25 protein-coding genes are annotated in these 23,745 nt (G+C 68.7%); 12 read left to right on the top strand and 13 right to left on the bottom strand.

All coding sequences use genetic code 11. The annotated features are described in order from the left end of the window. Window positions 1-243: 243 nt before the first annotated feature. The 3 genes from E0H50_RS43075 to E0H50_RS23635 all read right to left on the bottom strand — a co-directional run bounded on the left by E0H50_RS43075 (window position 244) and on the right by E0H50_RS23635 (window position 1,332). Window positions 244-390 carry a hypothetical protein gene (locus E0H50_RS43075; protein ID WP_165547266.1) on the bottom strand — a complete coding sequence of 49 codons (147 nt, stop codon included), beginning with the start codon at window positions 388-390 and terminating at the stop codon, window positions 244-246. A gap of 29 nt (window positions 391-419) precedes the next feature. Beyond that, window positions 420-977: a hemerythrin domain-containing protein gene (locus E0H50_RS23640; RefSeq protein WP_131292176.1), complete on the bottom strand. Its 558-nt coding sequence runs from the start codon at window positions 975-977 to the stop codon at window positions 420-422. A gap of 148 nt (window positions 978-1,125) precedes the next feature. Beyond that, window positions 1,126-1,332, bottom strand: a complete 207-nt coding sequence (locus tag E0H50_RS23635) for a hypothetical protein (RefSeq protein ID WP_131292174.1) — start codon at window positions 1,330-1,332, stop codon at window positions 1,126-1,128. Window positions 1,333-1,463: 131 nt separating this feature from the next. Between E0H50_RS23635 and E0H50_RS23630 the strand changes: the two genes are divergently transcribed. Genes E0H50_RS23630 through E0H50_RS23620 form a run of 3 tightly spaced genes read left to right on the top strand, consistent with a single transcriptional unit; the run spans window position 1,464 to window position 4,650 of the window. Then, window positions 1,464-1,787, top strand: a complete 324-nt coding sequence (locus E0H50_RS23630) for a plasmid stabilization protein (RefSeq protein ID WP_131292172.1) — start codon at window positions 1,464-1,466, stop codon at window positions 1,785-1,787. Between the two features lies 1 nt (window position 1,788). After that, complete coding sequence (locus E0H50_RS23625) at window positions 1,789-4,158, top strand: phosphoketolase family protein (protein WP_131292170.1); 2,370 nt, start codon at window positions 1,789-1,791, stop codon at window positions 4,156-4,158. A gap of 21 nt (window positions 4,159-4,179) precedes the next feature. Then, entirely contained in the window at window positions 4,180-4,650 is a 471-nt protein-coding gene (locus tag E0H50_RS23620) for a hypothetical protein (RefSeq protein WP_131292168.1), read from the top strand. On the opposite strand, the gene E0H50_RS23615 is transcribed toward E0H50_RS23620, so the two are convergent. The 4 genes from E0H50_RS23615 to E0H50_RS23600 are packed head-to-tail and all read right to left on the bottom strand — an operon-like array spanning window position 4,638 to window position 7,337. Next, window positions 4,638-5,252 (bottom strand): UdgX family uracil-DNA binding protein, encoded by a 615-nt coding sequence (locus tag E0H50_RS23615; RefSeq protein ID WP_131292166.1) that lies wholly within the window; start codon window positions 5,250-5,252, stop codon window positions 4,638-4,640. The two genes, E0H50_RS23620 and E0H50_RS23615, sit on opposite strands and share 13 nt — an antisense overlap. Then, window positions 5,252-5,914 (bottom strand): DUF6766 family protein, encoded by a 663-nt coding sequence (locus E0H50_RS23610; protein ID WP_131292164.1) that lies wholly within the window; start codon window positions 5,912-5,914, stop codon window positions 5,252-5,254. Before E0H50_RS23610 ends, E0H50_RS23615 begins: the two co-directional genes overlap by 1 nt. A 29-nt stretch (window positions 5,915-5,943) precedes the next feature. After that, entirely contained in the window at window positions 5,944-6,426 is a 483-nt protein-coding gene (locus E0H50_RS23605) for a vitamin K epoxide reductase family protein (RefSeq protein ID WP_238151168.1), read from the bottom strand. Between the two features lie 2 nt (window positions 6,427-6,428). Further along, entirely contained in the window at window positions 6,429-7,337 is a 909-nt protein-coding gene (locus E0H50_RS23600; RefSeq protein ID WP_131292162.1) for a DUF929 family protein, read from the bottom strand. Window positions 7,338-7,484: 147 nt separating this feature from the next. Here E0H50_RS23600 and E0H50_RS23595 point away from each other — a divergent pair, with 147 nt between their 5' ends. Then, a complete protein-coding gene (locus E0H50_RS23595; RefSeq protein ID WP_131292160.1) occupies window positions 7,485-8,099 on the top strand; it encodes an SAM-dependent methyltransferase in 615 nt (204 codons plus the stop codon). Here E0H50_RS23595 and E0H50_RS23590 read toward each other — a convergent pair. After that, on the bottom strand, window positions 8,080-9,204 hold the full coding sequence (locus tag E0H50_RS23590) for an MFS transporter (RefSeq protein WP_131292686.1): 1,125 nt from the start codon (window positions 9,202-9,204) through the stop codon (window positions 8,080-8,082). The two genes, E0H50_RS23595 and E0H50_RS23590, sit on opposite strands and share 20 nt — an antisense overlap. A 101-nt stretch (window positions 9,205-9,305) precedes the next feature. Between E0H50_RS23590 and E0H50_RS23585 the strand changes: the two genes are divergently transcribed. Both E0H50_RS23585 and E0H50_RS23580 read left to right on the top strand, forming a co-directional pair. Then, window positions 9,306-10,172: an AurF N-oxygenase family protein gene (locus tag E0H50_RS23585; protein ID WP_238151167.1), complete on the top strand. Its 867-nt coding sequence runs from the start codon at window positions 9,306-9,308 to the stop codon at window positions 10,170-10,172. Window positions 10,173-10,185: 13 nt separating this feature from the next. Continuing rightward, window positions 10,186-11,427 (top strand): FAD-dependent oxidoreductase, encoded by a 1,242-nt coding sequence (locus E0H50_RS23580; protein WP_131292155.1) that lies wholly within the window; start codon window positions 10,186-10,188, stop codon window positions 11,425-11,427. Here E0H50_RS23580 and sigJ read toward each other — a convergent pair. Beyond that, entirely contained in the window at window positions 11,390-12,286 is an 897-nt protein-coding gene (gene sigJ / locus E0H50_RS23575) for an RNA polymerase sigma factor SigJ (RefSeq protein WP_131292153.1), read from the bottom strand. The two genes, E0H50_RS23580 and sigJ, sit on opposite strands and share 38 nt — an antisense overlap. 92 nt (window positions 12,287-12,378) lie before the next feature. On the opposite strand from sigJ, the gene E0H50_RS23570 reads away from it, so the two are divergent. Further along, window positions 12,379-12,873, top strand: a complete 495-nt coding sequence (locus tag E0H50_RS23570; RefSeq protein ID WP_131292151.1) for a YybH family protein — start codon at window positions 12,379-12,381, stop codon at window positions 12,871-12,873. On the opposite strand, the gene E0H50_RS23565 is transcribed toward E0H50_RS23570, so the two are convergent. Further along, the gene (locus E0H50_RS23565; RefSeq protein WP_131292149.1) at window positions 12,819-13,448 is read right to left on the bottom strand and encodes a class I SAM-dependent methyltransferase; all 630 of its coding nucleotides are present in this window, start codon (window positions 13,446-13,448) and stop codon (window positions 12,819-12,821) included. The genes E0H50_RS23570 and E0H50_RS23565 overlap by 55 nt on opposite strands. A gap of 105 nt (window positions 13,449-13,553) precedes the next feature. On the opposite strand from E0H50_RS23565, the gene E0H50_RS23560 reads away from it, so the two are divergent. The 3 genes from E0H50_RS23560 to E0H50_RS23550 are packed head-to-tail and all read left to right on the top strand — an operon-like array spanning window position 13,554 to window position 16,236. After that, window positions 13,554-13,904 (top strand): YciI family protein, encoded by a 351-nt coding sequence (locus E0H50_RS23560; protein ID WP_420323256.1) that lies wholly within the window; start codon window positions 13,554-13,556, stop codon window positions 13,902-13,904. Beyond that, window positions 13,901-15,091, top strand: coding sequence for an RNA polymerase sigma factor (locus E0H50_RS23555; protein ID WP_131292145.1), 1,191 nt, complete (start codon window positions 13,901-13,903; stop codon window positions 15,089-15,091). Before E0H50_RS23560 ends, E0H50_RS23555 begins: the two co-directional genes overlap by 4 nt. A gap of 17 nt (window positions 15,092-15,108) precedes the next feature. Beyond that, window positions 15,109-16,236 carry an acyltransferase family protein gene (locus tag E0H50_RS23550; protein ID WP_131292143.1) on the top strand — a complete coding sequence of 376 codons (1,128 nt, stop codon included), beginning with the start codon at window positions 15,109-15,111 and terminating at the stop codon, window positions 16,234-16,236. 312 nt (window positions 16,237-16,548) lie between these two features. On the opposite strand, the gene lexA is transcribed toward E0H50_RS23550, so the two are convergent. Both lexA and E0H50_RS23540 read right to left on the bottom strand, forming a co-directional pair. Continuing rightward, window positions 16,549-17,202, bottom strand: coding sequence for a transcriptional repressor LexA (gene lexA / locus E0H50_RS23545; protein WP_131292141.1), 654 nt, complete (start codon window positions 17,200-17,202; stop codon window positions 16,549-16,551). Further along, window positions 17,195-18,130 (bottom strand): LysR family transcriptional regulator, encoded by a 936-nt coding sequence (locus E0H50_RS23540; RefSeq protein WP_165547265.1) that lies wholly within the window; start codon window positions 18,128-18,130, stop codon window positions 17,195-17,197. The genes lexA and E0H50_RS23540 overlap by 8 nt, the downstream gene beginning before the upstream one ends. A 113-nt stretch (window positions 18,131-18,243) precedes the next feature. Between E0H50_RS23540 and dnaE the strand changes: the two genes are divergently transcribed. Beyond that, window positions 18,244-21,744 (top strand): DNA polymerase III subunit alpha, encoded by a 3,501-nt coding sequence (dnaE, locus tag E0H50_RS23535; protein WP_131292137.1) that lies wholly within the window; start codon window positions 18,244-18,246, stop codon window positions 21,742-21,744. 19 nt (window positions 21,745-21,763) lie between these two features. Continuing rightward, window positions 21,764-22,561 carry a TIGR02569 family protein gene (locus E0H50_RS23530; RefSeq protein ID WP_238151166.1) on the top strand — a complete coding sequence of 266 codons (798 nt, stop codon included), beginning with the start codon at window positions 21,764-21,766 and terminating at the stop codon, window positions 22,559-22,561. On the opposite strand, the gene E0H50_RS23525 is transcribed toward E0H50_RS23530, so the two are convergent. Further along, entirely contained in the window at window positions 22,519-23,694 is a 1,176-nt protein-coding gene (locus E0H50_RS23525; RefSeq protein WP_131292135.1) for a Cmx/CmrA family chloramphenicol efflux MFS transporter, read from the bottom strand. The two genes, E0H50_RS23530 and E0H50_RS23525, sit on opposite strands and share 43 nt — an antisense overlap. Between the last annotated feature and the right edge of the window lie 51 nt (window positions 23,695-23,745).

The following is a 23,745-nucleotide window of genomic DNA, read 5'->3' as shown; positions in this document are numbered from 1 at the left end:
CTTTCCACGTCATGCCAAGCGGTGTCGTGCAGAGGGCCGTCCAGAGGGTCCCCCAGGAACACGGCTCAGAATTCACCGCTCCTGTGTGCGCGATCGAGAACCCATCCTACCCTCTGTCCGTGCCGACGACCGCCCGGGACCCACCGTCACGCGTCCGGCGCGCCGGACGCGTGCTCGCTCTCGTACTCCAGGGTCGTCTTCAGCTCGCCCAGCACCTGCCGGAGCTCCCCGTCGACGTCGACGTCATGGGTGGTCCGGAAACCGCAGTACCCGGTCCTCGTCGAGAACGTCGATCCACCCCTCGTGCCGCTCGTCGCCCTCCGCCGTGACGTCGACCTCCTCGCGTACGGCCTGATGCGGCCGCCGCGCCTCCGGCCCCTGAGCCTGCACCGGCCGGGACCTCGTGCGGTGCAGCTCGCTCAGCCCTCGGCTTCGTCCCGCAGCTTCTGCTGGAGCTTGTCCTTGGGGAGATCCGACGTACCGGAGATGTCCGCGTTCGCCGCTTGCTTGGCGAGTTGGTCGCGGGTGATGTCGCCCGGCTGCTCGCCCAGGTGCTGCTTGCGGCTGGCTGCGAACGCTTCGCCGAGTTCGGTACGCCGCTCGTCGGACAGGTTGGACCGGATGCCCGGCAACACCTTGGTCTCCTCTTCCTCGACGTGGTGCGAGACCGCGTCGACGAGGTTCTGCAGGATCTTCTCGAAGTCGGCCGACGCGGGATCGGTCGCCGCGAGCTTGGCCAGCAGCTGATCGGCCTCGATGTGCTCCTGCTGGCTGTGCGACACCTCCTCCTTCTCCCCGGCCTCGGACGCCGCCACCGGGTACACCTCGGCCTCCTCCGCGCGGCTGTGGGCCGTCAGCAACGTCGTCAGCACCGGCAGCAGGTTCGGCCGCTTGTCCGGGTTGTCCCTCAACTCGTCGAACAACCGCTCGACCTCCCGATGGTCCTGCATGATCAGATCCACAACGTCACCAGGCATCTTTCCGCCGTCCCTTTGATAGTCAGTCAGTAGTTCGTGATGACGGCTTCGCGCCGGGCCCAACCCCGGGCGCCAGGACGAGACCCGGCTTTCGAGCTTGGCTGCACTCGGCCTGGCCGTGTGCTGCCCGGCGCGAAGCGTTCGGATGTCAGCGGTGGTGGTGCCCGCTGACCGATTCAGCCGTCGCCGACGTGTGCCGCTCACGGCGTACGGTGGTCGTCTGTGCAGCCTCTGTCGGCTTGTCGGCAGGCTCGGGACAGACGACCGACTTCTGCACCGGGCCGCCGCCCAGGCGCCGGTACTTCCACTGGCGCTCGTCGTAGTCGTAGTACGTGTCCACACCGCCGACAGCCATGCTCGCCCTCCCACCCCGGTGCGCTCATCTGAGCGCGGCTGCCTACCGGTTCCCACCAGCACGGCACTCAAACCCTGAATGGCCGGGCGCGGCGTCGGGTACTGGGCGGGCTGGGTGAAAGGAGCAACGACATGCCTGCTGGATCGAGTCGGAAGCGCGAGCGGCAGTACGAGCACATCAAGGCCGGCCTGAAGAAGCGGGGCCGGAGCGAGGACACCGCCGAGGAGATCGCGGCGCGGACCGTCAACAAGGAACGTGCGCGGTCGGGTGAGGCCAAGGAGAAGAGCCGGACCTCGACGCAGGACATCTCGTCGGGGCGGCGCGGCGGCCTCCGCTCGCACAGCGGGTCGAAGGGCCGGACCAAGGAGCAGCTCTACAACGAGGCCAAGAACAAGAACATCAAGGGCCGCTCCAAGATGACCAAGTCCGAACTGGCGAAGGCCGTCGGGCGGTAGCGTGCAGAAGCTCGACGCCAGACCGCTGACCGACGACGAGCTGCGCGGGATCGATGCGTACTGGCGGGCGGCGAACTACCTGTCCGTCGGGCAGATCTATCTGCTCGCCAATCCGCTGCTCCGGGAGCCGTTGCGGCCGGAGCATCTCAAGCCGCGCCTGCTCGGCCATTGGGGTACGACGCCTGGACTGAACCTGATCTACGCACACCTCAACCGCGTGATCAGGCAGCGTGACCGGGAGCTGTTGTTCGTCACCGGACCCGGTCACGGCGGGCCGGCGCTCGTCGCCAACACGTGGCTCGAGGGGAGCTGGACGGCGGCGTACCCGAACACCACGCGCGACGAGCACGGCATGGGCCGACTGTTCAAGCAGTTCTCGTTCCCCGGCGGCATACCGAGTCATGTCGCCGCGGACGTCCCGGGGTCGATCAACGAGGGTGGCGAGCTCGGATACTCGCTCAGCCACGCGTACGGCGCCGCGGCCGACAATCCCGAGCTGGTCGTGGCCTGTGTGGTCGGTGACGGCGAGGCGGAGAGCGGTCCGCTCGCGGCGTCCTGGCCCTCGAACAAGTTCCTCGACCCGGCGCGCGACGGCGCCGTACTGCCGATCCTGCATCTCAACGGCTACAAGATCGCGAACCCGGCGCTGCTGGCGCGGATCGGCGACGAGGAGCTGACCGCGTTGCTGCGCGGTTACGGGTACGAGCCCTACCTGGTGGAGGGTTCCGAGCCAGGACCGGTTCATCAGGCGCTCGCCGCGACGCTGGACACGTGCCTGGAACGGATCGACGAGATCCAGCGGGAAGCGCGCTCGGCGAAAGGGCCGTCGGTGCGACCCGCCTGGCCGATGATCGTGCTGCGGACGCCGAAGGGGTGGACGGGCCCGCGTACGGTCGACGGCGAGCAGGTCGAGGACACGTGGCGATCGCACCAGGTGCCGCTGTCCGGCGTACAGACGAATCCGGATCATCTCCGCCAGCTCGAGTCCTGGTTGCGCAGCTACCGGCCTGAGGAGTTGTTCGACGACCAGGGCCGGCCGGTCGCCGAGCTGCTGGAGCTCGCTCCGGATCCGGCCCGGACGATGGGATCGAATCAGCACGCGAACGGCGGCCTGCTGAGCCGTGACCTCGAGCTGCCGCCGGTGGAGGAGTACGCCGTACCGGTAAAGGTGCCCGGCGCCGAGGACGGGGAGCCGACGAAGGTCTTCGGGGCGTACCTCCGGGACGCCTTCCGGCTGAATCCGGACAACCTGCGGCTGTTCGGTCCGGACGAGACCGAGTCGAACCGGCTGTCAGCGGTCTACGAGGAGACACCGAAGCGGTGGCTCGCCGAGCGGCGGGACACCGACAATCACCTCGCGCCGGACGGCCGGGTGCTGGAGATCCTGAGCGAGCACACGTGCCAGGGCTGGTTGGAGGGGTACCTGCTCACCGGGCGGCACGGACTGTTCTCGTCGTACGAGGCGTTCGTTCACATCGTCGACTCGATGGTGAACCAGCACGCGAAATGGCTGAAGACGATCAACCGCCTGGACTGGCGACGACCGATTCCGTCGCTGAACTACCTGCTCACGTCGCACGTCTGGCGGCAGGACCACAACGGGTTCTCGCATCAGGACCCGGGCTTCATCGACCATGTGGTGAACAAGAAGGCGGAGGTGGTCCGGGTCTACCTGCCGCCGGACACGAACACGCTGCTGTCCACGATGGACCACTGCCTGCGGACCCGGAACTACATCAACGTCGTTGTCGCAGGCAAGCAACCGCAGCCCAACTGGCTCGACTGGGACGAGGCGGCGGTGCACTGTGCCCGTGGCGCCGGCGTGTGGGACTTCGCGAGCAACGACGAGGGCGACCCCGATGTGGTGATGGCCTGCGCGGGCGACGTACCGACGATGGAGACGCTCGCCGCGGTCGACCTGCTCCGCGAGCACCTGCCGGAGCTGCGGATCCGGGTCGTGAACGTCGTCGACCTGATGCGACTGCAGGACGCGACCGAGCATCCGCACGGGCTGCCGGACGCGGAGTACGACGCTCTGTTCACCACGGACAAGCCGGTCATCTTCGCGTACCACGGGTACCCGTGGCTGATCCATCGCCTGACCTACCGGCGGAACGGTCACGCCAACCTGCACGTCCGCGGCTACATCGAGGAGGGTACGACGACCACGCCGTTCGACATGGTCGTTCGCAACAACCTGGACCGGTACCACCTCGCGATGGACGTCATCGACCGGGTGCCGTCGCTGCGGTCCCGGGCGGTGTCGACGCGGCAGTACTTCGCCGGGCAACGCACTCGCCATCATGCCCACGTCACGCGGTTCGGCGAGGACCTGCCCGAGGTCCGCAGCTGGCGATGGTCAGCCGGGTGAGGCGAGATCTACAGTGGGGCGGTGGACTCGCATGTGCTGGAGGCGGGGCACGCTCCGACGCCGTTCACGGCCGCTGAGATCCGGGACGCGACGAGGGTGGGGAAGTCGATCACGCGCCGGGTCGAGTCGGCCGGTGCGGAGCCGTTCCTGCTGATCAGCACGTACGTCGAGTGCGACGACGCCGGCGCCACGCTGGAGCGTTCGCGGCGGTCGCTCGACGGAGCGCCGCTGGGAGAGCCGCAGGTGCTGAAGGCGACCTGGCTCGACCTGCAGCGGCATGCTTCGTTCGCGGCCGCCGACACGACGATCGAGCCGGTACGGATCGAGACCGCGATCGGCCCGCTGGACTGCCTGCGCTACACCGTGCGGGACGGCGGGACCGACGAGATCTTCTGGTTCGCGACCAGCCTGCCGGGGATGCCGATCCAGCAGCTGACCCGGACCGACGGGCAGATCGTGGAATCCGTCCTGGTGGTCGACTACACGACCTGATCGAGGAGCTTGACCGCGACCCGGAGATCGTCGACGAAGCGCCCGAAGTCCCGCCGGAACTCCTGAGACCGGACAACGGCGGACGGATGCACCGTCGCAACAGCCGTCTGCCCACCTGGCAGTTCCAACCGCTTGCCACGGTCCTGGGTGACTCGGAACTTGGAGCCGAGGAGTGCCTTCGCGGCCACCGCTCCCATCACGACCACCAGCGACGGCTTCACGATCTCCAGTTCACGCGTCAACCAAGGGTGACACGCGGTGATCTGACCGGCGGACGGCGTCTTGTGGATCCGCCGCTTTCCCTCCCGCTCGAACCGGAAGTGCTTCACCGCGTTGGTGAGGTACACCTTCGATCGGTCGATCCCCGCCTCGACCAACGCCTTGTCGAGCAGGTGACCCGCCGGACCGACGAAGACGTGTCCTTCCTTGTCCTCATGATCGCCCGGTGTCTCGCCGACGAGCATCATCTCAGCCCGGACCGGCCCTTCACCCGCCACGGCCCGCTCGGCGTCCTCCCACAACTCGCAGCCGCGACAGTCCGGGAGCCGCGCCCGGAGCTTGCGCATCCCGCCGTCGTGAGGGACCCATTCTTCCGCGGTCATCAGCCACCCGTTTCGGAGTGTGGCGCGTGGACAGGCTTGGACTGCGCCGAGCGCCGCTGCCGGAGGTAGATCGACCCGCCGATGATCGCCGCGACGGCCAGGAACTCACTCTGCCAGTTCTGCAGCGACTCGTACCAGAACTGCGACGTCCCGAAATACTGCCAGGTGGTCACCGCAGACCCGCCGTGCAGCGCCTGGTCCTCGCTGTACGTCGCGGCCCCGGTTGCCGCGTGCAACCACAGCGAGAGCAGGAACACCAGCCCGAACGCGATCGCGAGCGAGTTCTCGTACAGCCTCAGAATCACCTCGGAACCGTGCCGTACCGGCCAGGGCGCATTCCGGTCGGTGCGATGGTCGCGGGGATCGTCGTCCTGCGCGGCCGGTTCGTCGATGGGCCGGGACTCGGCCGAGCCCTTCTGCACCAGGTACGCCGTGAGCAGCACGTACATGAACATCTGCAGGAACTCGGACTCCCAGTTCTCGAACACCGCCTCGCCGAACGACGACGAGCCGACGTACTGCCCGAAAGTCTGCGATGGCTGCCCGTGCTCGGACAGTTCGGAGTTCTCGTGGGCGTGGCCGACGAACGCCAAGCCGACCAGGAAGCTGAAGAACAGCACCAGGTTCGCCAGCAGGAGCCCACGGAGCCGCAACCATCGCATGCGGCCCCGGTACCCGTTGTGACGCTATTTCATGACGCGGGCGGAACCAGAGCCAGGCGGACGACGACCAGCGCGAACAGCACGAGCGTCAGCCCGTGGACGACGGTGCACCACAGGCAGATCGCGTTGATCTGGAACAGTTCGGCCCAGATCAGGTAGCAGACGAACACGACTCCGGTCAGTACGCCGACCAGCCGCAGGCGGCCCGGCCACGGGGACGACGTACGCCACATCGGCGGCACCGACAGGGCTGTCATACCGGCGAAGAACGCGAGGCCGAGCAGTGCGACCGGGATCCCGAGGACCTTCGAGTACTGGCTGCTGGTCACCTTGGCGCAGTTGACCACCCCGGTATCCGGGCAGGCGAGTGTGGTGCCGGCGGTGAAGTGCTCGTAGGTGAGGTACGCCGCCACTGCCAGGCCGGCCACCGACACCACCAACGTGGCCCAGGGGATCCAGCCCAGCGAGGTCCGGGACGGGTGCTGTGCGGTTGCGCTGCTGGAACTAGGCACGCTCAGCCCTTCGCCGCGCCGAGCTTCGCCGCCGCCGCGGTCACCGCCTCGGTCGAGCAGACCTTCTCCGGCTGGTTGTTCGTCAGCTTGCAGATCGCCGCCGTGTAGACGTTCGCCGAACCGTCGACCGCCTTCGCGATCGGGCTCGACGGGTCCTTCAGCGCGTTCGCGATCTCGGTCTGCGTCTTACCGGCCAGCAGGTCCGGGCTGTACGTCGCCCCGGACCCGACGTACTTGCCGCCGAGGTCGATGAACGGGATCGAGCCGTCGCTCTCGACGTACGGCGGCTTGTTGTACGTGTCGAACGTCTTCTGGTCCTCGGCCGTCGGCGTGTCGAGCGGCTTGTACCCGTTCCCGACCATCTCGTTCGTGGTCGTCTCGACGCCGGTGAACGCCAGGTACTGGCTGGTGTACGTCGCTCCGTGGAACGACAGCGTCGCCGTGTTCGGGAAGACGTCCTCGGACGCCGAATGCGTCGTCCCGAGGTTGCTGAAAGTGCCGAACCGGGACAGCGCGACCGTGACCGGCCAGCGCTCCGCCGCACAGTACGGGCAGAACTCGGCGCCGATGTAGAGCACCTTCGGTTTGCCGCCCGCGGTCAGCGCCGGCGCGGTGATCGCCGACGGGGCGGCCTTGACCTCGCTGGTGCCGACCGCGGCGAACGTCGAGTCCGGGATCGAGGAGAGTGCCGTGACGAGGTCCGCGCCGGCCGAGCCGCTCGGACCGGTCGCGGTCTTCTTCCCGCCGCCGACCAGCCGGATCGTCACCAGGCCGCCGACGATCACGGCGACCAGGACGACCGCCCCGACCGCGAGCAGCAGCCGCCGCCGGCGCTCGGCCTGTTGCTGCGCGGCCAGCTGCGCCGCGATCCGCTCGCGGGCCGCAGCCTTCTGTTCGACACGCCGTGCCATGACTCTCCTCTGATCGCGCCCTGGAGCGTGCTGGTGCTCCTGAGGGTCAACTATCCATCGGCCCCGGAAGTTCCTGTCTGTCCGTCACCGCGAGATTACAGATCGCGTGCGCCGGATGGACCACAGCACCCCCTAATGTCTCCTGACATGGACTGGCGGGCGTGGCACGAGAAGTACGACGATCCTGAGTCGGAGCTGTCGCGGCGGTTGCAGGCGGTGCAGACGCAGGTGCGCGCCGCGCTGGATCGGGCGCCGGCCGGTCCGGTGCCCGTGATCAGTCTGTGCGCGGGGCAGGGGCGGGACCTGCTCGACGTACTAGAGGACCATCCCCGGCGCGCTGATGTGCGGGCGCGACTGGTGGAGCTGGATCCCGAGCTGGCGGCGGCTGCGCGGGAGCGGGCGCCGGAGCAGGTCGAGGTGGTCACGGGTGACGCGTCGCTGACGGATCACTACGTCGGCCTGGTGCCGGCTGAGGTGGTTCTGCTGTGCGGGATCTTCGGCAACATCACGTCCGCGGACATCGAGCGTACGGTCGCGGCGAGTCCACAGTTGTGCCGGACCGGCGGGACGGTGATCTGGACGCGGCATCGGGAGGATCCGGATCTGGTGCCGACGATCTGCGGATGGTTCGAGGACCGCGGCTTCGAGTGGGTCTGGGTGTCGGACAAGGACGCTGGGTTCGGCGTCGGCGTGCACCGCTTCACCGGCGTACCGGAGCCGCTGGTGACCGGCCGGAGCCTGTTCAGCTTCGTGCCGGGCTGAGTATGAGCAGCGCCAGAGCCAGAAGTACGGCGAGCGCGAGGTAGCCGACGTCCAGTACGGCGACTGTCGCGATCGCGGCGACGAACAACGGGCCGCCGGCGTCACCGAGCTCGCGTCCCAGTTCGGCGGTGCCCATGGTCTGACCGAGTCGCTCGGGTGGTGTGCTCGCCGCCAAGGCCGCGAATCCGAGCGGCGTGATGATGCCCGTGCCGGCGCCGATCAACGCGGATGCGACCAGCAGGAACGCGACGCCGGGCAGCGCGGCGGAGACGAAACCTAGCGCTGCTAGCCCCAGGCCTGCGGCGATGCCGGTTCGCGTAGTGAGCTTGCCCGCGTCGAGCGCCCGGCCGGTCCGCGGCTGTACGACGGCCGCTGTCGCCGCAAGCAGTGATACCGCGGCGCCCGTCGCGATTGTGCCGAGCCCGTCCGACGCGCCGGTGACCGGCAAGAACCCGACGCCGACCGACAACGCCGCCGTCGCGGCCGCGAGTGCCGCGGTCGGGCGAAGGAATTGCGGGTCGGTGATCCGTCGTGCGAGATCCACTACGGTCTGCCGGGTCCGCGGCAGCGGCGGCACCGCCGGTACGGCGATGAGCGCCCAGACGGCAACCGCTGCGGCAAGCACTGTCATCACACCGAACAGCAGGCGGAACCCGCCGAGCCACACCAGTCCACCGCCGAGCAACGGTCCGGCCGTGTACCCGATGCTCTTGTAGAACCCGTAGCTGCCGAAGGCGCGTCCGTGGTTCGCCGACGGGTTCAACCTGGCGACCAGCGCCGAGGCGGCGGGGGAGAAGGCCGAAGCCGCGGCGCCCTGGCCCAGGCGGGCGACCCACAACCATCCCGGCCGGTCCACGAGCACATAGATGCCGGAGGCAACCGCGAACCCGGCGAGACCGAACAACAGCATCGGGCGCGCGCCGATCCGGTCGGCGATCGTGCCGAAGACCGGTTTCAGCAGCACCTCCGCCCCGTCGTACAGGGCGAGCAGCAGGCCGAGCGTGAGTAGTGAGGTGACCGCGTCGGCCGAGGATCCGCCGAGATTCGCGGCCACCGCGTGCGCGCCGAACGCCGTCGTGAACCCGGCTGCGTAGAGCGGCCACATCCTCGTCACGGGAAGGAATCTAGTGCACCGCCTGCTCGACAGGATTTGAACCATCGGTTATGTTACATGGACGATGTCATATCGACTCGGAGGTGAGCCCGATGGACGAGACCGCTGAGCGGCTGCTGGGGTCGGCGAGCCGGCTGTCCCGGGATCCGGAGACCGAGATCGACTGGGACGCGCCGATCGGCGACGGGTACGGGATGTCGCCGGAGTGGAGCACGCTCTACGGGACGCCGTATTGGGACGAGCTGACCGAGACGCAGCAGCGGGAGCTGACCCGGCACGAGTCCGCGTCGGTGGCGACGACCGGGATCTGGTTCGAGCTGATCCTGCAACAACTGGTGCTTCGGGATGTCTACGACAAGCCGGCGCGCAGTGCCGAGTTCCAGTGGGCGCTGACCGAGATCGCCGACGAGTGCCGGCATTCGATCATGTTCGCCCGCGCGACCGAGCGGATGGTCGAGCCGGCGTACCGACCGCGGCTGCTCGCGCGCGAGCTCGGCCGGATGTTCAAGACGGTCGCCACCGGCGAGTCGGCGTACGCCGCGATTCTGGTCGCGGAGGAGGTGCTGGACGTCATGCAGCGCGACTGGATGCGGGACCGCCGGGTCGAGCCGCTGGTGCGGACCGTGAACCACATCCACGTGGTGGAGGAGTCGCGGCACATGGTGTTCGCGCGCGAGGAGACCCGCGAGCGGCTGGCCGGGGCGGGACGCGGGCGGCGCTGGGTGAGCGCGCTGGTGATCGCGATCGCCGCCGACATGATCGTGTCGAGCATGGTGGGCCGCGAGGTGTACGCGAACGTCGGGCTGGACGCCGGGCGCGCCGTCCGGGAGGCGCGGCGCAACGAGCACCACCGGTCGCTGCTGCGGACGAGTTGCGCGAACCTGATGGACTTCCTCGGGTCGGTCGGGCTGCTGACGCCCGCGGCCGCCCGGGTGTATCGGCGGACCGGTCTGCTGTGAGCGCGGGTGTTCGATGAGCTACGCGATCTCGGGGGAGTGCTGCTCGGACGCGAGTTGCGTCGCGGTCTGCCCGATGAACAGCATCCACCCGTCGCCGGGCGAACCCGGGTTCGGCGCCGGGGCGAGTCTGTTCATCGATCCGCGGACGTGCATCGACTGCGGTGCCTGCGCAGACATCTGTCCGGTCGACGCGGCGCAGCCGGCCGATCAGGCGGCGCCTGAGGATGTCGAGCGGAACGCGGCGTACTTCGCTGACGCGGAGCCGCTCGAGGCGATGGACCTGGACAGCTGGGAGCCGCCGTCGTACCAGGTCTGGGGTGATGGTCCGCGCCGGGTGCTGGTCGTCGGCGCGGGTCCGGCCGGGATGTACGCGACGCGCGAGTTGTTGCTGCGGACAACGGCTGAGGTGACGCTGGTCGATCTGCTCGCGGACGTCGGCGGATTGGTGCGGTACGGCGTCGCGCCGGATCATCCGCGGACCAAACAGATCATCGACACCTTCCAGCGAATCACCCAGCATCCCCGGGTGCGGTGGCGGCCCGGAACCGATGGCGGGTTGGGTGGGTTCGATGGGTTCGACGCGGTGATTCATGCGGTGGGGGCGCGGTGGAGTCGGCGGGTTGGGTTTGCGGGGGAGGAGGCTGCGTGCACCGCGGAGGATTTTGTTGCCTGGTACAACGGTCGGCCGGGTGCGACCCTGCCGGTGCAGCTGACTGGCCCGCGAGCGGTGGTGATCGGGAACGGGAACGTCGCCCTCGACGTCGCCCGTCTGTTGCTGAGTGACGCGGAGCAGCTAGATGTCCCGCCGGCTGTCAGAGCGGCGCTCAGGGCTAGCGGGATCAAGGAGGTCGTGCTGGTCGGGCGGCGCGGTCCGGACGCGGCGGCGTACACGGAGACCGCGCTGCAGGAGCTGCTGGCCGCGGCCGGCGACCGGGTCGAGCTGAGGTACCACGCACGTCCGGTGAGCTGGACATCCGAGGGGCTGACGCTCGACTCCGGCGAGACGATCGCGGCGGGCAACCTGTTCACCGCGATCGGGTTCGAGGGGCGACCGGTCGACGGGCTGCCGTTCGACGCGGACCGCGGGATCGTCCCGAACGTCCGCGGCGCCGTCGTCGGCCGGCCCGGTCACTACGTGGCGGGCTGGATCAAACGCGGCGCTCGCGGCGGGATCGGCGTGAACAAGGCCTGCGCCCAGGAGACCGTGATGACGCTGGTCAGCTCTTCCAGGGCTGCAGCTTCTCCGGGTTCCTGATCGCCCAGATGTTCGTGATGCGGTCGTCGTTCACGTCGAACGCGATCACGGTCTCGACGACACCCTCGAACTCGATCACCAGTCCGGGCTGGCCGTTGACCGTGCGCTCGATGAGCGTGCGGCCGAGGGTGAACACCGGAAGATCGGCGAAGTACTGCGCGACATCGGTGCCACCGTGCACCGGCGCGAGCGAGGCCCGGACGATGCCGCCGCCGTCGGCGACCGCGGTGACCTCGGGATCCAGCAGGTTGACCAGCGCCGCGATGTCGGTTGCCTCCCAGGCCGCCTTGAACTCGCGGACCAGCTCCGCCCGCCGCGCCGACGGCGCCGCCGGGTGCTCGGCCTCCCGGATCCGGCGCCGGGCCGACGAGGCCAGCTGCCGGCAGGCCGCCGGCGTCCGGCCGACGATCTCCGCGACCTCCGGGAACGGGTACCGGAACACGTCGTGCAGGATGAACGCCACCCGTTCGGCCGGCGTCATCGCGTCCAGGACGACGAGGAAGGCCATGTTCACCGACTCGTCCAGCGTCACCCGATCGGCCGGGTCGGCGGGGTCGGTCGATCCGGTGTGCCACTGGGTGGTCTCGGGCAGCGGCTCCGGGATCCATTCCCCGACGTACCGCTCCCGCCGGGCGCGGGCGGACCGCAGCAGGTCGAGGCAGATCCGGCTCGCGACCTTGGTCAGCCACGCCGCCGGGTTGTCGATCGCCTGCTGCTCGTCCGGCGTCATCGCGTACCAGCGCGCGTACGTGTCCTGGACGACGTCCTCGGCGTCGGCCAGCGACCCCAGCAGCCGGTACGCGAGATTGATCAGCTGCCGCCGCTCGCTCATGATCGCGCTCAGACCCGGGTCGCTCATGCCGTTCCTCTCCTCGTTCATACCCGTACGACGGAACAGCCCGCCGAACTGTGAGGTCTGACAGTTCGCGCCGGTGTCTCGTCGTACCGATCATGACCACACAGAATCCTAAGAATGCTGTATCCGAAACCGACATCCGCGAACGTATCGATGTCCTGCTCGACGCGATCCGAACCGGTGACCGGGCCGCCGTCCGGACGATCTTCGCCCCGAACCTCGTCTCCTTCGACATCGAGCCGCCGCTGCGGCATCTCGGTGCCGAGAAGAAGTGGCAGAACTGGGAGCTGGTCTTCACGGCCTTTGAGCTGCCGCTCGAGTACGAGGTTCGCGACCTGACCGTCCTCGTCGACGGCGATCTCGCGGTCGTGTACTCGCTCAACCACCTGAACGCCGCCCTCAAAGTAGGCCCCAAGATCGACTACTGGCTGCGCTGGACCTCCGCCTGGCAGAAGATCGACGGGCAGTGGCTGATCGTGCACGACCAGGTTCTCGGTCCCGACGAACTTCCAGGACCGCACCGCGGCCATGGACCTCATGCCCTGAGTCGCGCGCGGCCGAGGATGTGCGGGCTGGCGGGAGTCTTCTGACCGGGCGGGAACTCGAACTGGTCGAGTTCCTCGATCTCGAAGCCGGCCGCGGTGATCGCGCCCGCGGTGTCACGGTGAGTGTGGCAACCGCCGACGAACAGCGGCCACAGGGTCGCGTCGGAGATGCGCTGGACCGTCGCGAGCGTGCGGTCGGGGGCGGCCGCGACGTGCTCGTAGAACCTGAGCTCGCCGCCGGGCCGCAGGACCCGTCGTATCTCGGCCAGGGCCTTGGCCTGGTCGGGAACGGAGCAGAGCACGAGCGAGACCACGACCGCGTCGACGGATGCATCAGGTGCCGGCAGGCGGTCCGCCGTACCTTCGACGACCTCGACGTGGACCGGGGCAGCGGCTGCCTGGCGCTGGGCCTGGGTGCGGAGGTAGGGCTCGGGTTCGACGGCGAGGACGCTGACCACCTCGGTGGGGTAGTGGGCGAAGTTGCCGCCGTCTCCCGCTCCGACCTCGACCACCCGGCCGTGCGCACCCGCGAGCAGGCGGCGCCGGTGCTCGGCCGCTCCCTGCTCGTCCATGGCGGGCCGCACCCGCGTGTACATCCGGGCGAACAACGGACGTCTCATGAACCCACCATCTCAGAACCGGCGCAGACTGTCGGATCGCGGCCCGGGCCGATCGTCTCCTGAGCGAGACTGTGGTCAAGGAGGGTCAAGGAGGGTCAAGGAGGTATGCGGGTGAAGTACGTACTGATGTTCATCGAGACCGAGGAGTTCGCGACCGAGTTCGCGGCGCTGGGGCCGGCCGAGAAGGAGGAGGCGTACCGGCGGGTGTACCAGTGGTTCGACGACCACGCGGACAAGATCACCAACCGGGGGAGCAAGCTGCAGGGCCGGGAGACCGCGACGACGGTCCGGCTGGACAGCGGACAGCTGACCACCGACGGGCCGTTCATCGAGGGCAAGGAGGTCGTGTCCGGGTTCACCGAGATCGAGGTCGAGGATCTCGACGAGGCGCTGCGGATGGTGAAGACGTGGCCGGCCTGCCCGGTGATCGAGATTCGCCCGGTAGCGGAGATGTGAGTACCGAGCAGGAGCTGTCCCGCGTGGTGCGTGACCACGCGGGGCGGTTGGCGGGTGCGCTGGTGTCGCTGCTCGGGGACTTCTCCGCGGCCGAGGACCTGGTGCAGGACGCGGTCGAGATCGCGCTGAAGCGGTGGCCGGTCGAAGGGATTCCCGAGCGGCCGGACGCGTGGCTGTTCACGGTCGCGAAGCGCCGCGGTCTCGACGTACTGCGTCGCCAGCAGAACTACCGTGCGAAACTCGCGCTCCTGCAACCGTCGGAGCCGCCGCCGCCGGACGACCGGCTGCGCTTGATCTTCACCTGCTGCCACCCGGCGTTGGCGCGCGAGGCGCAGGTGGCGCTGACGCTCCGGGTCGTGTGCGGTCTGACGACGGCCCAGATCGCGGCCGCGTTCCTCGCGTCGGAGTCTGCCGTCGCACAGCGGATCACGCGGGCGAAGCGCAAGATCACCGACGCAGGCATCCCGTACCGGATCCCGCGCGACGACGAGCTCCCCGAGCGCCTGAGCGAAGTACTGACCGTCATCTACCTGCTCTTCAACGAGGGCTATCTGTCCAGTACGGCGGAACGCGCGCACTCACGTGATCTCGTCGACGACGCCGAATGGCTGACCGCGCTGCTCCACGGGCTCCTGCCCAGCGAACCCGAGGTCGCAGGCCTGCTCGCCCTGATCAGACTGCACCGAGCCCGTACGGCAGCACGCTTCACGCCGGCCGGCGACCTCGTCCTCCTCGAAGACCAGGACCGTACGGCGTGGGACCACGCGGCGATCGCCGACGCAACGGCCCTCCTCACGCGCACCGCCCGCCGGTACCACGCGCCCGGCCCGTACCAGCTCCAGGCCGCCATCGCCGCCTGTCACAGCGAGGCACCCACCTGGCCCGACACGGACTGGCCGCAGATCCTCGTCCTGTACGACATGCTGCTCACCCTGCAACCGACACCCGTCGCCGGCCTGCACCGATCCATCGCACTGTCATATGTCCGCGGACCTGCCGCCGCCCTCGCGGAACTCGACGGAATGGCCGCCGGCCTCCAGCAGTACTCGCTGTTCCACGCGACCCGCGCGCAGCTCCTCCGCGACCTCGGACGCGCTGCCGAGGCTCATGAGGCAGACGAACGCGCCGCCGAGCTGACCGCCAATCCGGCACAGCTCGGGCTGCTCAACGAGCGCCTGGCCCGCTGAGCCACCATCCTTGCTGCATGGGTGTGGAGGGGCGGGGCGAACGGCTGTGGTTTATCGACTGGTTGCGCGTGATCGCGGTCTTCGGGGTGTTCGTGTTCCACACCCTGCGGCCGTTCGACGACGGCGACTGGCATGTGAAGAACGAGCAGACGAGCGAGGGCATCTCGATCGGAATCGCGTTCCTGGGGTTGTGGGGATTGGCGTTCTTCTTCATGATCTCCGGCTCGGCCGCGTGGCTGGCGCTGCGGTGGCGGAGCGCGCTCGAGTTCCTCCGCGAGCGCTCGCTGCGGTTGCTCGTCCCGTTCTTCGTCGCGTACGTGCTGCTGTCTCCGCTGCAGTACTTCATCGAGGAGCACCACAAGGGCCGCTCGACCGCGTCGTTCTTCGGTGACGTACGGACGTTCTTCAGCGATCTCGCCGGCGATGCACCGCTGTGGCTGCGCGACACGTACCACCTGTGGTTCCTCGTCTACCTGATCCAGTTCGCCGTACTGGGTCTGCCGGTGTTCCTGTTGCTGCGCGGACGAACGGACTGGATCGCGCGACGGTTCGAGCGGCGCGGTTCGATCCTGCTGCTCGCCGTACCGCTGATACCGATTCACCTGTTGCTGCTCGCCGCGCCCGGTCCGGAGCACGGGTGGGGCGAGTTCGTGTTCTTCTTCGACTTCTTCGTCGTCGGGTACCTGGTGATGTCCGACGACCGGCTCCTGGCCGCGGTACGCCGCGACGCCGTACCAGGACTGATCCTCGGCGTCGGCGCGTTCGTGCTCGGTGTCGTCACCGGCATCATCGACTTCCTGGACGGCTGGTGGCCGGACCCGGGCTACTCGTGGCAGTACGTCTGGTACTCGCCGCTCATCACCCTCGCCGTCTGGGGCTGGCTGGTCGCCGTCCTGGGCCTCGGCCTCCGTGCCCCCGCCCTCCAACGCCCACTACCCCCGCGCCTGGCCCGCGCCGCGATGCCGTACTTCATCGTCCACCAGCCGATCATCCTCGCGATCGCCTACTTCGTGATCCGATGGGACGCCGGCATCGGGCTCAAGTACGCCGTACTCCTGCCGGCCACCTCCGCCGCCTCCGCACTCCTGGCCTGGCTGTTGTCGTCGACCCCGGTGGTCAACCAGTTGTTCGGCGTGAAGCGCTAGATGTACTCGCCCGGACCGGCTGAGACGCGCCGCCACCGGGAACGTTATCCGGCGCTCCTGTCCGATGTGTGGGCGGCGATCAACCCGGTCCGGGATCAGGGAACAGGCAATGGTGGGTGGGCACCTGGTATTGCCTGTCCCGAGTCACCATTGCCTGTTCCCAGTCCCCAGTGCGTGTTCCCGGTGCGTGTCCTCGGTTGTGGGTTTCGGCGGTGTCCCTTGGCGGTGTGTGTGTCGTCGGAGCGGGCACCAGGGCAACCCACACCTGCCCACCCACGACTTCCCCGGAGCACGGTGACTGCGGCCCGGCGATCACACGCTGCGGAGGACCGAGACGACCACGCCGAGGATCGTCGCGTGGTCGCCGTCGATGACGTCGTACGCCGGGTTGCGGGGCTCCAGGTAGACGTGGTTGTTGCGGCGGCGGTAGACCTTGACGGTGGCCTCTTCGTCGAGCATGGCGGCGACGATCTGACCGGAGTGGGCCTCGGACTGCTGGCGGACCACGACGATGTCGCCGTCGCAGATCGCGGCGTCGATCATCGACTCACCGCGGACGCGCAGGCCGAACACGGTGCCGCGGCCGGTGAGCCCGCGGGGGAGTTGGAGGACGTCGTCGACGTGCTCGATCGCGGAGATCGGCGTACCGGCCGCGATGTCGCCGACCACCGGCACCGGCACGTTGTCGTCACTCGTCGCGCCCGCGGACGGCTCCTGGAGGAACATCCGGACGTCGATCGGCCGGGAGACCGACGGGCTCCGGCGGAGGAACCCCTTCTCCTCCAGACTCGCCAGGTGCTTGGACACCGACGACGAGGAACGTAACCCGACCGCGTCGCCGATCTGCCGGCTGCTCGGCGGGTACCCGTGCCGCGTCACCCAGTCCCGGATCACCACCAGAATGCGTTGCTGCCGCTCCGGAAGCGCCCCGGTGTCGAGGTCGCCGAACAGGTCGAGATCAGTCACCGCGAAATCCTATAGTCCGCAGTCGCCGAGGCAGCCACAGGTCGTCGGTGGGTTGTGGAGGTTTCTTCACATGTTCTACAAGGGTGTTCAGGTCGGGATGCCGGTTCGAACTGTGCCAGATCAGTGACCAGGGATAGACCGGCGTCGGGTCGACAACCCGCAGTCGCCGCAGGCCGGGCGGCCACGGGCCGGCCTCCCGGGTCCGTTCACCCCAGAACGTGATCAGTGACCTGGACTCGGCAACCGTGCCGACCAACTCCTCGAACCCGAAGCTCGGCCCGGTCGAGTCGATGGTGAGGCCGAACTCTGCCGACAGCTCTTGGTAGAAGGCGCCCCATTCGCTGCCCTCGATGATCCCCGGCACCCAGAACGTGTACCGGCGCAGCTCGTCCACCGGCACCGAGGTCCGATTCGCGAGGGGATGCTCCGCGCCGACGATGATCTCGTGCGGCTCGAGGTAGGCGACCATGCTCTCCAGTCCCGGCGGCAGCGGCTCCGGGTGGTACGCGAACGTCGCGTCGATCTCGCCGGACAGCAGGGCAGGCACCGCCGCGCCGAGGCCGCGCAGGACGAGCGTCTTGAGGGCGATCTCCGGATGGGTCTGGTGGAAGTCGAGCATCAGGACTCCAGGCAGCAACCTGCTGCCGAGGATGTCGACGCGCAACGGCCGCGCCTCACGCTGCACCGACTCGACCGCATGCCGTGCGGCGATCAGTACGGCGTGCGCGTGCGGGAGGAACCTCCGTCCCTGCGGTGTCAGCGTCGCGCCGGTCGGGACGCGATCGAAGAGCGTGACGCCGAGCGAGGACTCCAGCGCCGCGATCCGCTTCGAAACGGCCTGCTGACTGAGTCGCAGGCGGTCGGCGGCGTACCGGAACTGGCCCTCCTCGGCGACGGCGACGAACGCGCGCAGGCTGTCGAGATTCACGGGACCAGACAGTACAACCGCAGGTTGTCGGCACAGCTGCGAGGGTTGTTTGATCCGCGCGCCCGGCGATCCTTGGATGAGGGCTCCAGACAACTAACGGTTGTGGAGCTCGAGTGCCTTCGTTCACCCATCTGCACGTTCACACGCAGTACTCGCTGCTCGACGGCGCCGCGCGGCTGAAGGACCTGTTCGCGGCCTGCGCCGAGCACGGCATGACCCATCTCGCGATCTCGGACCACGGGAACCTGCACGGCGCCTACGACTTCTTCCACCAGGCCCAGAAGGCCGGCATCACGCCGATCATCGGTATCGAGGCGTACGTCGCGCCCGCGTCCCGCCGTACCAAGGAACGGGTGTTCTGGGGGCAGCCGCACCAGAAACGCGACGACGTCTCCGGATCCGGCGGTTACACGCACAAGACGATCTGGGCGCGGGACGCGACCGGTCTGCACAACCTGTTCCGGCTGTCGTCCGACGCGTACCAGGAGGGCTGGCTGCAGAAATGGCCGCGGATGGACAAGGACAGCCTCGCCCAATGGTCCAAGGGGTTGATCGCGTCGACCGGTTGCCCGTCCGGCGAGGTGCAGACCCGGCTCCGGCTCGGCCAGTACGACGCAGCGGTCGCGGCCGCCGCGCAGTATCAGGACATCTTCGGCAAGGAGAACTACTTCCTGGAGTTGATGGACCACGGCATCGAGATCGAGCGCCGGGTCCGCGACAGCCTGCTCGACCTCGGACGCACTCTCGGCATCCCGCCGCTGGTCACCAACGACTCGCACTACACCCGCGCGGCCGAGGCCAAGGCGCACGACGCCCTGCTGTGCATCCAGACCGGCAAGTCCCTGGCCGACCCGGACCGGTTCCGCTTCGACGGGTCCGGCTACTACCTCAAGTCCGCCGCCGAGATGTACGCCGTCGACACCTCGGACGCCTGGCAGGACGGCTGCCGGAACACCCTGATGGTTGCCGAGCGCATCGACACCGCGGGGATGTTCACCAAGCGTGATCTGATGCCGAGGTTCGACGTACCCGAGGGCTTCACGGAAGTGACCTGGTTCCGCGACGAGGTGCTGCGCGGGATGCGCCGGCGGTATCCGGACGGGTGGGACGAGCGCTACCAGAAGCTGGTCGAGTACGAGATGGACGTCATCGTCCAGATGGGGTTCCCGGGCTACTTCCTGGTGGTCGCGGACTTCATCATGTGGGCCAAGGGCAACGACATCGCGGTCGGCCCAGGTCGCGGCTCGGCGGCCGGCTCGCTGGTGTCGTACGCGCTCGGCATCACCGACCTGGACCCGATCGAGCACGGGCTGATCTTCGAGCGGTTCCTGAACCCGGAGCGGGTCTCGATGCCGGACGTCGACATCGACTTCGACGAACGCCGCCGGGTCGAGGTGATCCGCTACGTCACCGAGAAGTACGGCGCCGACAAGGTCGCGATGATCGGCACCTACGGCACGATCAAGGCGAAGAACGCGATCAAGGACTCGGCCCGCGTGCTCGGCTTCCCGTACGCGACCGGCGACCGGATCACCAAGGCGATGCCCGCGGACGTCGGCGGCTCCGGTATCGACCTGACCGGGATCACCGACCCGGCGCATCCGCGCTACGACGAGGCGGCCGAGGTCCGGTCGATGTACGAGAACGACGCCGACGTACGCACCGTGATCGACACCGCGAAGGGCGTCGAGGGTCTGGTCCGGCAGATGGGGGTGCACGCGGCCGGCGTGATCATGTCGAGCGAGTCGATCGTCGACCACGTACCTGTCTGGGTCCGGCACTCCGACGGCGTCACGATCACGCAGTGGGACTATCCGAGCTGCGAGTCCCTGGGCCTGCTGAAGATGGACTTCCTGGGGCTCCGCAACCTGACCGTCATCGACGACGCGGTGAAGATGGTGCGGGCGACGCAGGGCCTCGAGATCGAGTTGCTCCGGCTGCCGCTCGACGACGCCCCGACATACCAGCTGCTGAGTCGCGGTGACACGCTCGGCGTCTTCCAGTTCGACGGTACGGCGATGCGCGCGCTGCTGCGGCTCATGCGGCCGGACCAGTTCGAGGACATCACGGCCGTGACCGCGCTCTACCGGCCGGGTCCGATGGCGATGAACTCGCACACGAACTACGCGCTGCGCAAGAACGGGCAGCAGGAGATCACGCCGATCCACCCGGAGCTCGAGGAGCCGCTGCGGGAGGTGCTCGGGATCACCTACGGGTTGGTGGTCTACCAGGAACAGGTGCAGAAGGCGGCGCAGATCCTCGCCGGGTACAGCCTGGGTCAGGCGGACCTGTTGCGGCGCGCGATGGGCAAGAAGAAGAAGGAGGTGCTCGACCAGGAGTTCGTCCCGTTCCGTGACGGTTGCCGGAAGCACGGATTCTCGGACGCGGCGACGCAGGCGGTGTGTGATGTTCTGGTGCCGTTCGCCGGGTACGCGTACAACAAGGCGCACGCTGCGGCGTACGCGCTGGTGTCGTACTGGACGGCGTACCTGAAGGCGAACCATCCGGCCGAGTACATGGCGGCGTTGCTGACCTCGGTGAAGGACGACAAGGACAAGTCCGCGGTGTACCTGAACGAGTGCCGGCGGATGGGGATCAAGGTGCTGCCGCCCGACGTGAACGAGTCGGCGGCGAACTTCGCGGCGCAGGGCCCGGACGTGATCCTGTTCGGGCTGTCGGCCGTACGGAACGTCGGCAGCGGTGTGGTCGGGTCGATCATCCGATGCCGGGAGGGCGGCCGGTACGGGTCGTTCCCGGACCTCCTCGCGAAGGTCGAGTCCGTTGCCTGCAGCAAACGTGCGCTCGAGTCGCTGATCCAGGCCGGTGCCTTCGACACGCTCGGACACACGCGCAAGGGTCTGCTCGCGCGGCACGAGGAGCTGGTCGAGAACGCCGTCGCCGTGAAGCGGAAGGAGGCCGAGGGGCAGTTCGACCTGTTCGGTACGTCGGACTCTCCGGTGTTCACGCTCGACGTGAGCTTCGCGGCGGACGAGTGGGACAAGGCGACCCTGCTGGCGCGTGAGCGGGAGATGCTGGGGCTGTACGTGTCCGACCATCCGCTGTTCGGGCTGGAGAATGTGCTCGCCGAGCGTGCGGACGTCGGGATCGCGCAGTTGGGCGACCAGCCGGACGGCGCTGTCGTGACGGTCGGTGGGATCATCTCCGGCCTGCAGCGGCGGGTGACGAAGAAGGGCGATCCGTGGGCCACGGCAACGATCGAGGACCTCGCCGGGTCGGTCGAGTGCCTGTTCTTCCCGGCCACGTACCAGTTGGTGTCCGGGAGGTTGCAGCAGGACGCGGTGGTGTTCGTGAAGGGGCGGCTGGACAAGCGGGACGACGTACCGCGGCTGATCGGCTCCGATGTGATGGTTCCCGATCTCGCGACGGCCGGGGTGGTCGAGTTGGAGATGGCGCAGGGCAACGTCGTACCGCGGACGGTGAACCAGTTGCGGGACGTGCTGGCCGCACATCCCGGGCGGTCCGAGGTGCATCTGCGGGTCCGCGGCGCCGCGACCACGACGGTGTACCGGCTGGGGTTCCGGATCGCCGCCGGGGCTGGGTTCTGGGCCGATCTGAAGGCCGAGGTCGCGTCGGTGCGGGCCCGTCAGACCTGACCGATGAAAGAGTGCAGGCATGGAGGAACCCTCTCGTCGCGTGCTGGATGCCTACGGTCTGACCGAACTGCCCGTTCGGTTGGCCGGCGGGCAGGGGGAGACGTGGCGTTCCGGAGCGGTCGTACTCAAGCGGGCCGATGCGGAGGCAGGGTGGCGCGCTGAGGTGCTGAGTGCGTTGCCGGAGTCCGAGGATTTCCGGGTCGCGCGGCCGGTGCGGGCCCGGGACGGTGAGTGGGTTGCCTTCGGGTGGGAGGCCAGTGAGTTGCTGGTCGGTGCGACGGACGTTCGACGGCAGGACGAAGTTCTCACCGCCGGGGCCGCGTTTCACGAGGCGGTGTCGGGTCTGCCGCGACCTGATTTCATCGACACTCGCCACGATCCGTGGGCGGACGGTGACCGGGTCGCCTGGCGAGAACAGTCGGTCGACGGAAGTCCGGCGTACGTCGAACTGGTCAGGCCGCTCGTGGCTGCGTGGCGGCCGGTGGAGCTGGTGGCGCAGGTGGTGCACGGTGATCTGCCGGGGAACGTGATGTTCGCCGACGGTCTCCCGCCGGCGATCATCGACTGGCCGGTCTACTGGCGGCCGCCGTCGTGGGCCGCGGCTGTCGCGGTCGCCGACGCACTGTGTTGGTACGGCGCCGAACCGGAGCTCGCGGCGCGCTGGGCGCACCTGCCCGAGTGGGGCCAGATGCTCGTCCGCGCGTTGATCTACCGCATGACAACCGACGACCTCGCCAACGGCGCCGAGACCTGGACAACCACCCGCCGCAGCGCCTACGCGCCGGTCATCGACCTCGCACTCTCATGCTCCGGCTGAGAGGCTCGGATGGCTAGGGGGATGGTGCCGAAGGCAAGTACTCCGAGGGCGGCGCCGATCCAGCCGACCGCGGAGTAGCCCGCGCCCGCGTCGAGGGCCAGACCGCCGAGCCAGGGGCCGACCGTGATGCCGACGTTGAAGGCCGAGATGTTGAAGGCGGCGGCGAGGGTCGGCGCGGATCCGGCGACGCCGAAGACCCGCGAGTTCACCGCTGGGTTGGTCGCGAACCCGAACGTCCCGACCCCGATGATCGCCGGAACCGCGAGCCACGGTGTACCGGTCGCGAGCGCGAGCACGACGGCCGCGACGATCACCCCGGTCAAGCTGACCACGAGCGTACGGAACGGCCGCTGATCCGCGGTCCGTCCGCTGACCGTGATACCGACCAGCGCGCCGACGCCGTACAGCGCCAGGATCACCGGCACCCAGCCCGCGGCCAGCCCGGTGGTCTCGGTGAGCAGGGGAGCGAGGTAGCTGAAGATCACCAGGATCGCGCCGGTCGACAGCGCCGTCGTCCCGTACGCGAGCCAGAGCTGCGGATTCGCCATACTCCGCAGCTCGAGCCGCAGCCGGGGCGCGGTCTCTGCCCGTCCCCGCGGGATCGTCGCCATGACACCGCCGATCGCGAGGACCGACAGCACCGCGACCGCCCAGAACGCCGACCGCCACCCGAGGTGCTGGCCGAGCAGCGTCCCGGCGGGCAGGCCGACGATCGTGGCCACGGTGAGACCGCTCGCCAGGACGCTCATCGCCTTCGCGCGTGCCCCCGGCCCCGCCAGCTCGATCGCGGTCACGGAGGCGACCGCCCAGAACCCGGCGTACACGAACGCGCCCGCGACGCGGGTCGCGACCAGCACGCCGTACGACGACGTGAGGGCGCCGGCCACGTGGGTCAGCGCGAAGATCGTGAGGAAGGCGAGCATCGCGGCGCGCCGGGACCACCGCAGCGTGGTGACGGCCAGGATCGGTGCGCCGACGAGCATGCCGATGGCGAACGCGGAGATCAGCAGGCCTGCGGCGGGGATCGAGACGTCCAGGTCGGCGGCGATCTCGGGGAGCAGGCCGGCGAGCATCAGCTCGGACGTGCCCTGGGCGAAGATCGCCAGGCCGAGCAGATAGACAGCGCGGGGCATGAGGGCCTCTCAAGTATTAGATCGATCGGTTCAAAACTTGGGCAGGGGAAC

Source organism: Kribbella sindirgiensis (assembly GCF_004331435.1).
GTDB lineage: Bacteria > Actinomycetota > Actinomycetes > Propionibacteriales > Kribbellaceae > Kribbella > Kribbella sindirgiensis.
Note: the sequence above shows the minus strand (reverse complement) of the source record. Positions and strands in the feature narration are given on the sequence as shown.